Source organism: Lyngbya sp. PCC 8106, from assembly GCF_000169095.1.
Lineage (GTDB): Bacteria > Cyanobacteriota > Cyanobacteriia > Cyanobacteriales > Microcoleaceae > Capilliphycus.
In genome coordinates this window covers 1-10019 of sequence record NZ_AAVU01000085.1, presented here as the reverse complement: position 1 = coordinate 10019, position 10019 = coordinate 1, and the positions used below count along the sequence as shown (strand labels likewise).

Annotated in this window: 7 protein-coding genes; 3 read left to right on the top strand and 4 right to left on the bottom strand. The window is 39.1% G+C overall.

Annotation, left to right across the window (positions count from 1 at the left end; genetic code table 11):
• Positions 1 to 112 precede the first annotated feature (112 nt).
• A complete protein-coding gene (pyrE, locus tag L8106_RS28685) occupies positions 113 to 739 on the top strand; it encodes an orotate phosphoribosyltransferase (protein ID WP_009788086.1) in 627 nt (208 codons plus the stop codon).
• 71 nt (positions 740 to 810) lie between these two features.
• On the opposite strand, the gene drt5 is transcribed toward pyrE, so the two are convergent.
• The gene (gene drt5 / locus L8106_RS28680) at positions 811 to 2307 is read right to left on the bottom strand and encodes an antiviral reverse transcriptase Drt5 (protein ID WP_009788085.1); all 1497 of its coding nucleotides are present in this window, start codon (positions 2305 to 2307) and stop codon (positions 811 to 813) included.
• A gap of 101 nt (positions 2308 to 2408) precedes the next feature.
• Complete coding sequence (locus L8106_RS28675) at positions 2409 to 3140, bottom strand: TIGR04283 family arsenosugar biosynthesis glycosyltransferase (protein WP_009788084.1); 732 nt, start codon at positions 3138 to 3140, stop codon at positions 2409 to 2411.
• A gap of 140 nt (positions 3141 to 3280) precedes the next feature.
• Here L8106_RS28675 and L8106_RS28670 point away from each other — a divergent pair, with 140 nt between their 5' ends.
• Entirely contained in the window at positions 3281 to 4597 is a 1317-nt protein-coding gene (locus L8106_RS28670) for an ABC transporter substrate-binding protein (RefSeq protein WP_009788083.1), read from the top strand.
• A 108-nt stretch (positions 4598 to 4705) separates the two neighbouring features.
• A complete protein-coding gene (locus L8106_RS28665; RefSeq protein ID WP_009788082.1) occupies positions 4706 to 5983 on the top strand; it encodes a HEPN domain-containing protein in 1278 nt (425 codons plus the stop codon).
• A gap of 186 nt (positions 5984 to 6169) precedes the next feature.
• On the opposite strand, the gene leuS is transcribed toward L8106_RS28665, so the two are convergent.
• Together leuS and L8106_RS28655 are read right to left on the bottom strand one after the other, a co-directional pair.
• Positions 6170 to 9157 carry a leucine--tRNA ligase gene (gene leuS / locus L8106_RS28660; RefSeq protein ID WP_009788081.1) on the bottom strand — a complete coding sequence of 996 codons (2988 nt, stop codon included), beginning with the start codon at positions 9155 to 9157 and terminating at the stop codon, positions 6170 to 6172.
• Between the two features lie 256 nt (positions 9158 to 9413).
• Complete coding sequence (locus L8106_RS28655; protein ID WP_023069278.1) at positions 9414 to 9959, bottom strand: Dps family protein; 546 nt, start codon at positions 9957 to 9959, stop codon at positions 9414 to 9416.
• Positions 9960 to 10019 lie beyond the last annotated feature (60 nt).

Genomic DNA, 10019 nt, shown 5'->3' with positions numbered 1-10019 from the left:
CGATTTCCCATTAGGATATAGATTAGCTAATCATTTTTCAAGACTCTCGAGTGAGTCTAGCCCAAAAAAGTTTATAAATTCTTTCCAAAGTCTTAGAGATTTTAGTACCCTGATGAATCAATCTCAACTCCCTATTCAGTTTGATAATCTGCCAACCGCTTCTCTTGATGCTGTGCGAGAGGGGTTGCTGGATTTGTTTTGTCAGCTTGCGTATCAAGAAGGAGATTTTGTACTCTCATCGGGACAGAAAAGTTCCTATTATATTAACGGGAAACAGGTAACTTTGCATCCTCAAGGGGCGTTAGCCATGGGTCGGCTTCTTTGTGCGATGTTACCGTCTGATACCTCTGCTGTGGCAGGATTAACCTTGGGTGCTGATCCGATTGTATCGGCCGTGAGTGTGGTTTCGGCTTATGAAAACAAACCTGTTTATGCTTTGATTATCCGCAAAGAAGCCAAAGGACATGGCACAATGGCTTATATTGAAGGGCCACAATTAGAACCCGGGGCGAAGGTGGTTGTTTTAGAAGATGTGGTCACAACCGGACAGTCGGCTTTGAAAGCGGTGACACGACTCCAAGAGGCAGGTTATCACGTTGAGGAGATTATTTCATTAGTTGATCGCCAACAAGGGGGCGCCGAACTTTACGCGGAAAAGGGATTAAAATTTGAAGCCTTGTTTAACATTGAAGATTTAAAAACTCGCACGTCTGAATTGAAAAAAGAGAACGGGGAATAGGAAACACCGGAACAGGTGATAGAAGTTCATCAAATATCATCTTACTCCTTGAGTCCACTGCGCCAGAATTGTTATAAAGTGTTATCTAGATTGGAAATGCAATCCGATATCAGCTTGTTCATAGGGCTAGCTTTAGAGAAGTATTCCAAAATATAATTCCTATGGATCTTGATCTCTTTGCGACAGCCTACTGCTGCTGACCAAGATAACCAATCTGACGTTCCAGCACGAAGGTATTCAGATCGGAGTTCGGGTAATCCAAATCGATGCTCTGGAATCTCAAGTATTTTTGCTTTTGTCAAGCTTGTTGCATTGCTATGATTATACAACATATAAATTATTTCTGCATAGTTATGAGAATTCATCAGATAATCTTCTGTTATTTTAGCAAGCCAAAACAATTGATTTTCTGTTGTATTTTTGGAGGTTTTAAGAAAGTATTTAACGAGGTTAGATAGCTCTGTTTTGTCATCTAAATATCGGCAGTAAGTATAAACAGTTTTGCTAAGGCTTGGGAAACGTTCTAGAAAACTTCTCATTCGCTCTAAAACATCACTTCCATAATCTCGGAGTAGAATCAAAACCAGTTCAGCATCTTCCTCATTAATATCTGGATCTTTTAAAAGATGTAGCAAATAATCGATTTGTTCATCACTCAAGCTCTCATATTCCTCCTCTTCCTCCTCAAACTCGAAATCGATACCAGAAACTTCAATAATATGTCGCCTAACTTGTAGTAATTCTGCTTTAATAGCATCAACTTTTTTTTCAATATTAATTTCATCTACTTGACCAATCTTGGTTTTTGCAGAATTTAAAAAAAGATTTTTTTCTCCCAACATTCTCTGAATTTTCAGAAAATCTGAATTCATTATACTCTCATCATTATCAAAAAGATAATAATCGTCCATAAAACGGAGCATAAGCTGACTTCTTATCCGAATCGAATTATCAATAAATTTTAAAAACTCTGCACCTATAACCTTACATGGATGCAATCCTTGTGGCAGACAATCGACAGACCTACCAGCATTTATTTCTCGTAGAAATTGCCCCAGATATTCCGCGTCCTTTAAACTTCGACCTCCTTCACCAAACCAAGATACAAGATCGTGCTGATAAATTGAGTTAAAATAGGAACCTATATCAAACTTTGCACTGAACCGATAACGTTTCTTCGCCCGTGCAATAGATGACTTAAATGCTGCATAACTCTTAGTTTGAGGAATGGGTTTTCCATCTTCAAATCTATAACCGAAGCTTTTTCTATCCTCACCAAAATCCGGGCGAAAAGTTTTTCTGTTTTTATAAACAAGATCATAAATAAATAATTCTGCAACAGGATCTAACTTAACTGTTCGCCGAAGGTGAAAACCTGTTTTAGAGGCATAACAATGAAGTTGAGGTAAAAATGAATAATCTTTTTCTGATTTATTTAATATTTTTTCATAAATATACTTAAAAATTTCGTTTGCATGATTCTGAATAAGAATCTGAGTAGTAGCTAAGGGAAATAATGTTCTTGGGTAATCTTCTAAGAAGTATTGCACAGAACTATAGTTTGACATCTGCTGTTCATCTCTCCCCGACTTGAGTTTAGAGTGCGAAATCTATTTTTAAAGTAGTGCTTACTTCACATTAGCATAATTTTTTTAGATTCTATTTCTCATTAACGAATATCTTGATAAAACTTTTGCAAATAGTTTGCCGAAACACCCATTCCCCAAAGTAAACCGATGTAGAGATAAATTAAAGTCGCTTTGAACGAACCCCAACGGGCAACTCGGCGATCGCTACTTTGAACAATGCGGTTTACTAAACGAATTCGTCCAGTTTTAACCAGTTTACGACATAAATCAGCATCTTCCATAATCGGTAAACTTTCATTAAACCCCTCACAGTCCCAAAACGCCTGACGACGACAAAATATAACCTGATCTCCAAAGAGTAACCGCAGTCCACGAAAAAATAAATGGGGACGAAACAAAAACGGCGCATAATAAGTTTTCAGGTAGTTGTGAAAGGAAATACCCCAACGAGTCGTTTGAGAACCCGCCATCAGCGAAATAAACCCCCCTGCAACAATATTTGTATCCGACAAAGTTTGTGCGATAATAGTCACGAGGTCATCTGGGACTAAGGTATCTGCGTGTAAAAAACAGAGAACTTCTCCAGTCGCTAGTTTCGCACCTAAGTTCATTTGAGTTGAACGTCCACGAGTTGCCGAAGAAATCACTTGAACTCCCGCAGACTCAGCGATAGAAACCGTTTCATCTTCACTTTGACCATCTACGACCATAATTTCCCAAGCAGGTGGACTCAGTAGACGCAAAGCGTTAAGGGTGCGGTTTAGGTGACTCGCCTCATTCAACGTCGGGATAATAATGGAAACACGCAACATTACTGCTGATAATAGGATGAATGACAGCAAAAAATTTCTGCTCTTAGCAGTATAGTTATTAGTTGTCACCCGGCACATTTATCTCTAGAAACAAATATCCTCAATTTTCGTCCTGTCTTGCGAGTAAACATCCCCACGCTATGAAACGTCTGAACATCTGGAAACGAAGCGGAATACTTGCCTTAGTTGGTTTACTGTTGAGTTGGGTTGTCAGTTGTGCAACGATTAACCCGGATAATAATCAAAATGATAATCGTCAAGAGATTGAATTTTGGACGATGCAGCTTCAACCCCAATTTAATGATTATTTTAATCAATTAATTGCTAACTTTGAAGCCAAAAATCCAGAGTTAAAAATTCGCTGGGTGGATGTGCCTTGGTCAGCTATGGAAAGTAAAATATTGGCAGCCGTTTCCGCAAAAAATGCACCAGATGTTGTGAACTTAAACCCTGACTTTGCGGCTTTACTTGCAGGACGAAATGCTTGGATTAGTTTAAATGAACAGGTTCCTGAAGATGTAAAGTCACAATATTTATCAAATATTTGGGATGCGAGTAGTATTAAAAGTTGTGACGGTGATAATTGTACCTTAAAAACCTTTGGAATTCCCTGGTATCTAACGACTCAAATCACGATTTATAATGAAGACTTATTCAAAAAAGCAGATTTAAAAACCTCACCAAAAACCTATACAGAACTCGCAGAAATTGCTCAAATAATTAAAGATAAAACGGGTAAATATGCCTTTTTTGTTTCGTTTGTTCCTGAAGATTCTTCCCAAGTTTTGCAGTCTTTAGTTCAGATGGGTGTGCAGTTAGTTGATGAAAAAAATCAAGCTGCATTCAACACCCCTGAAGGAATAGCCGCGTTTCAATATTGGGTTGATTTATATCAACAAAACTTACTTCCTCAAGAAGTATTAACTCAAGGACATCGACGGGCTGTTGAGTTATATCAAGCGGGAGAAATTGCGATTTTAACTTCCGGGCCACAGTTTTTAAAAGCCATTGCAGAAAACGCCCCAACCATTGCGAAAGTTTCGACTCCCGCCCCCCAAATTACCGGAGAAACAGGTAAAAAAAGCGTAGCGGTGATGAATTTAGTCATTCCTCGGGAAACCGAAAATCCTGAAAATGCCCTAAAGTTTTCCTTATTTGTAACCAATTCTACCAATCAATTAGCCTTTGCTAAAGCCGCAAATGTATTACCTTCAACAGTTGAAGCATTAAAAGATAGTTATTTTAGACCCGTTCAAGGGAGAAATACTCAGGAAGATGAAGCTAGAATTATTAGTGCAAAACAGATGGATGAAACAGAAATATTACTTCCGCCATTGAAAGATATCAAAAAGTTACAGAAGATTATTTATGATAACTTACAAGCAGCGATGTTGAATCAAAAAACGGTTGAAGGGGCAATTTTAGACGCGGAAACGGCTTGGAATCAACGTTCCTAAACTCAACAAAAGTTAAAAATCTGTGATTCTACCGAGGTGAAAATCAGGGCGGTTGGTTTAGTCTAGAAAAAGAATCAACCCCCCTTGTTTGGATTCCGTAATAAGAAAATGAAAATTGTTAGAGAGGATTCAACTGTGAGTGAAGTTAAGTATCAGGGTCAATGGTGGTTTCCTGATAATTCAGATAAAAAGTTTTTGGGAGTTTTAACGTTAAATAATAATCAACGTCCTATTCTAGAAATTTTAGAGGACTTACATACTATTCCTAGAAGCAAGCTTATTCATGGTTTAGCTGAAGGAGAATATTTTACATTGTTCGATTGTGAAGAAGTAGGTGTATCTATACAAAGAATGGATATTGCTAAAAAATCTATGTCTACAACTAGAACTTACTATGTAAGCAGATGTATAAAAAATTCATTAATTAATAATAAATTTGAAGCGATTAAATTTACATCAGCCTTATTAAGCTATACTTTTTCTTCTTCCTGGGGTAATACTTCAAAAGTTATTAAAGCAGACCAAGAAAATGATACCTTTAAATTTGAGTGTGAGCAAGGTAAAAACAAAACTTATAATACATCAATAGGAGCAATAACAATATACCAAGAGTCAATATTGAAAAGGCGTTTTAATGAGATTAGTTGGAAATCAGAATCTTATATAAAAGTAAGGTTTATTAAACCGCAGAGCTTTGAGGAAACGCATCACAAGGTAATATATTTATTGCAAAATTTTTTGACTCTTGCAACAAATAAGCCCAATTACCCAACTAATGTTAAGCTAGAGTTGGAAGATAAACAAGATTCATTTATTCAACTCATCAATTTTTATCTATACAATGAAGAAATTTCATCACAAATAATAGGTAATAATATTACTCTGGGTTGTGAATTTAGCTATATACAAGATAGGTTTCAAAAAATTATGGATACCTGGATAAAATTAAATAAAATTGCATCAGATCCTATAAACATTTACTTTTTTACTCAATATTACTCCAAAGGATATTCTTCTATTGAAAATCAGTTTTTATCTTTAGTACAAGTAATTGAAGGTTATCATAAAATAGTTATTAATCCAAGAAACAAATCGATACTTAAACATAGAATTGCTGATTTCTTAAAAAGATATAAGCATTATTGTTATAATTTGTTTAAATCCAGTGCAATGATTATTCAAAAAAATGAGGATGATTTTGCAGAATTAATCAAAGACACAAGAAACTATTATTCTCATCTAGGAACTCAGAATAAAACACTTTTAAGCCAAGAACAAATCCTCGAATGTAGAGATACTTTAAAACTATTATTTAGAGTCTGCTTGCTGGAAAAACTTGATTTTGATTACCAAGACATTAAAAATATTCTGATCTTAACACGCTAGAATATTTATTAACTAATATAAAATATAACAAGTAATGGTACACATCTTCCCATAGAAAGGGGGACTTTTAAACCAATTCCCCTCTTATTCCCCCTTTTTTTTAGGCTAACTCAGGGGGATATTTTCGAGAGAACTCGGGAAAAAATACCCCTGATAAAAGCGTTCTTTGCGCGACTCCAAACGGGATTATTTAGCTTGTGGAACCACAAAATTAACCAACTTACCGGGAACAACAATCACCTTTTTCACCTCTTTATTTTCCAGATAACGTTGGGCAACTTCCGAGTCTGTTGCTAACTGTTCTAACGTGGCTTTATCCGCTTTGGCGGGAACTTGAATCGTCCCCCGAGTTTTGCCATTGACTTGTATTACCAAAGTGATTTCATCGACAACTAAAGCATCCAAATCAACATCAGGCCAAGTTTGTGTATGAACCGAATCTTTGTAACCCAAACTCTGCCACAACTCCTCAGAAATATGCGGCGAAAACGGCGCCAACAACTTCAATAACGTTTCAATTCCCTCGCGATAAACAGGCGAGTTTTTACAGTCAGCGTCACTAATTGCATTACTCAACTTCATCAATTCTGACACCGCTGTATTAAACTGATAATCTCCGTCTAAATCCTCCGTTACCTCTTTAATTGCCGTGTGAATTGCCCGCCTTAAATCCTTTTCTTCCTTACTCAACTCAAGAGTTTCTTCAGGAATCGGTTTGAAATCATTTTTCTTGACATTGTTGAATTCAGATGAAGTTCCAGATGCTTTGTGTGAAGTATCTGTATTCTTAGCCAATGCCTTTTCACCAAAATATTCAACAGCTAAGTGTTGGGCTTTTTTCTTGAATTCCTTACGTTTATTTTCCCAAAGTAGTTGATCAAAAGAGAATTTCAACGTTGTCAATGCACCTAGACCTATAAAGATGTTTTTCAATAAGCCTCCCACTAGGGGAATCTGGTTGACATCATGGATTAATGACACACCTAAAAAGAGGAATATAGGTATCAATGAGATTGGAATAAGTGTATCAATTCGTTGTCGATTACTATTGAAAAATCCCCCAATAGTATTGACAATCTTATTCTTCTGCCACCATTTATCTTGTGGTTGTTCTTGAGGTAATATATTTGGAGTATGATAACGACTGAATTCACTAACCAACCGCCAAACCCGATTTAAGAAGCGAAATTGACCCTCAACATCCGCATCATCCCATTCCAAATCCTTCTCAGGCGGCGCCTTAAATAGAATAAACATTCTCGCCGTATCCGCCCCATATTTCGCCATCACCTCCAACGGATCAACCCCGTTGTATTTCGACTTTGACATCTTCTCATAGAAGACTTCCAACTTCTCCCCAGTTTCCGGATCTTTGGGATCTTCTGGGTTCACTTTTGCCGAAGGAATATACTTACCCGTCACCGGATTTTTATAAGTCAACCCGTGAACCATTCCCTGAGTTAACAAACGACTAAACGGTTCATCGCAATTCAACAATTTGCAATCGCGCATTACTTTTGTAAAAAACCGCGAATATAATAAGTGTAAAATCGCGTGTTCAATCCCGCCCACATATTGATCGACGGGCATCCAATCATTGCCAATTTTCGGATCAAACACCTGCTGATCATTGTTGGCGTCAGGATACCGCATAAAATACCACGACGAATCCATAAACGTATCCATCGTGTCTGTTTCTCGTTTTGCAGGCGTTCCACAACTCGGACAAGGAACATTTACCCAATCTTCCAACTGCGATAACGGCGACGCCCCCCGCCCTGAAAATTCCACATTTTCCGGCAATTTGACAGGCAAATCTTCATCGGGTACCGGCACCGCCCCGCATTTCGGACAGTGAATAATCGGTATCGGCGCCCCCCAGTAGCGTTGTCGGGAAATCAACCAATCTCGCAAACGATATTGTATCCGTCTTTCGCCATAACCTTCGTCTTCGGCGTATTCGATCACAGCGAGTTTGCAGCCTTCGGAAGTTTCCCCGTTACAAGGGCCAGAATTCACCATTACTCCCGTTTCGGTGTAGGCTTCGGTTAATTCCTCATCGGCGTTATCGGCGTCATCTGGAACAATAACTGTTGTGATCGGCAAATCATACTGTTTGGCAAAGGCAAAATCTCGCGTATCGTGGGCAGGAACCCCCATCACCGCCCCAGTCCCGTATTCATACAACACATAATCGGCGATCCAGATGGGAACTTCTTGATCATTAAAAGGGTTAATCGCTTTTCCGCCTGTAGGAACGCCCCGTTTGGGTTGATTTTCGGCGGTTCGATCCATTTCGCTTTGTTGAGACACTTCTTTGATAAACGCCTCAACCGCTTGTTTTTGTTCGGGAGTTGTTACCTTTTCGACTAACGGATGTTCTGGCGCCAACACCACATAAGACACCCCAAATACCGTATCTGGGCGAGTCGTAAACACAGGGATTTTGTCTTCCATCCCCGCAATCAAAAATTCTAAATAAGCCCCCGTAGACTTGCCAATCCAGTTGGCTTGCATCAATTTCACCCGTTCGGGCCAACCGGGAAGTTTGTCTAAATCGTTCAACAATTCCTCTGCATATTCGGTGATTTTCAAAAACCATTGACGCAACAGTTTTCGTTCAACTTTCGCCCCAGACCGCCAGGAACGGCCTTCGCTGTCTACTTGTTCGTTTGCCAACACCGTTTGATCAATGGGGTCCCAGTTAACTGCGGCTTCTTTTTGGTAGGCGAGTCCAGCGTTGTAAAATTGCAAAAAGATCCACTGTGTCCAGCGATAGTAGTCTGGTGAACAGGTGGCGAGTTCTTTTTCCCAGTCGAAGGAAATGCCCAAACGTTCGAGTTGTTGCTTCATCTGGGCGATGTTTTGATACGTCCACTTCGCCGGATGTATGTTTCGTTCAATCGCCGCGTTTTCAGCCGGAAGTCCGAAAGCATCCCAGCCCATCGGGTTGAGGACGCGAAAGCCTTGCATCCGTTTCAGTCGGGCGATCACGTCGATGATGGTATAGACGCGAACATGACCCATGTGTAAGTTTCCTGAAGGGTAGGGAAACATCGCCAGGGTGTAAAATTTCGGTTTTTGGGCGTCTGTTGAGGTTTTATACAGGCTACTTTCAGCCCAAGTTTGTTGCCATTTTTCTTCAATGGATGCAGGATTATATCGAGACTCCACAACTCTAACTCCGTGCGGGATGTTTATCGTCTTTCTTTGCTCATTGTTGCATAATACCCGACTCTGGATCTCAATTGCACTTTACTGAGCTGTTGACAGTGCAATACAAATACTACATTTTGTCATCTTTAACAATCGTCCCAAAGATAGATACGCTTGCTCAAGTTAAACAGAAATAAAAATAGAAAAGCCAGGAACTTAGGTCATTCCCGACTTTATTTTGTAAACGTTATTCAATTTCAGCTATTAAACTTGATTATTTGGAACCGTTCATTTGAACTAACGTATCGTTTGCTAAGAAATGATCGATATGGTAAGCACGCTCTTCTGTTTCTAAGAGAATTTTCTCGTATAAATAACGAGTAGCGCGATCGCCAAGGCTTTCAGCTTGTCCGGCTTGACGGCGTAACAGTTGTAAAATTGCTTGTTCAGCAACAAGGTCATGTTCGAGCATTTGGCGGGATAGGTAATATCCATCGGCTTCAGGCTCAAAGCAGCACATTTCAGCTAATTTGCTAAAGCTGGCTACTGGAATACCACCCAAACCATTGAGACGCTCGCCGAGTTCGTGAACGTGTCCTTGTACTTCTTCGTAACTATCTTGGAAAAACTGATGTACAGAGTAGAACTCCGCTCCCTCAACCACAAAATGATGCTTCTGATATTGGATGTAAAGTGCCTGAAAGCTTGCTAACAAGGCATTCATACCTTCGCAAATCGGCCCTGTAACGGAATGGTCAAATAAAACTGGGTTGTCACCCATTTCGCCCAACTGACGCACCGGACTTTGAATCTCAGTCATGCCTTGATTTCCTCGCATTAAGTACCGTTATTGCTAATGAACTTAGTTTATAGAATTATG

Coding starts and splice junctions, on each gene's coding strand:
- pyrE (WP_009788086.1), top strand. CDS start 113: ATGAATCAATCTCAACTCCCTATTCAGTTTGATAATCTGCCAACCGCT.
- drt5 (WP_009788085.1), bottom strand. CDS start 2,307: ATGTCAAACTATAGTTCTGTGCAATACTTCTTAGAAGATTACCCAAGA.
- L8106_RS28675 (WP_009788084.1), bottom strand. CDS start 3,140: ATGTTGCGTGTTTCCATTATTATCCCGACGTTGAATGAGGCGAGTCAC.
- L8106_RS28670 (WP_009788083.1), top strand. CDS start 3,281: ATGAAACGTCTGAACATCTGGAAACGAAGCGGAATACTTGCCTTAGTT.
- L8106_RS28665 (WP_009788082.1), top strand. CDS start 4,706: ATGAAAATTGTTAGAGAGGATTCAACTGTGAGTGAAGTTAAGTATCAG.
- L8106_RS28655 (WP_023069278.1), bottom strand. CDS start 9,959: ATGACTGAGATTCAAAGTCCGGTGCGTCAGTTGGGCGAAATGGGTGAC.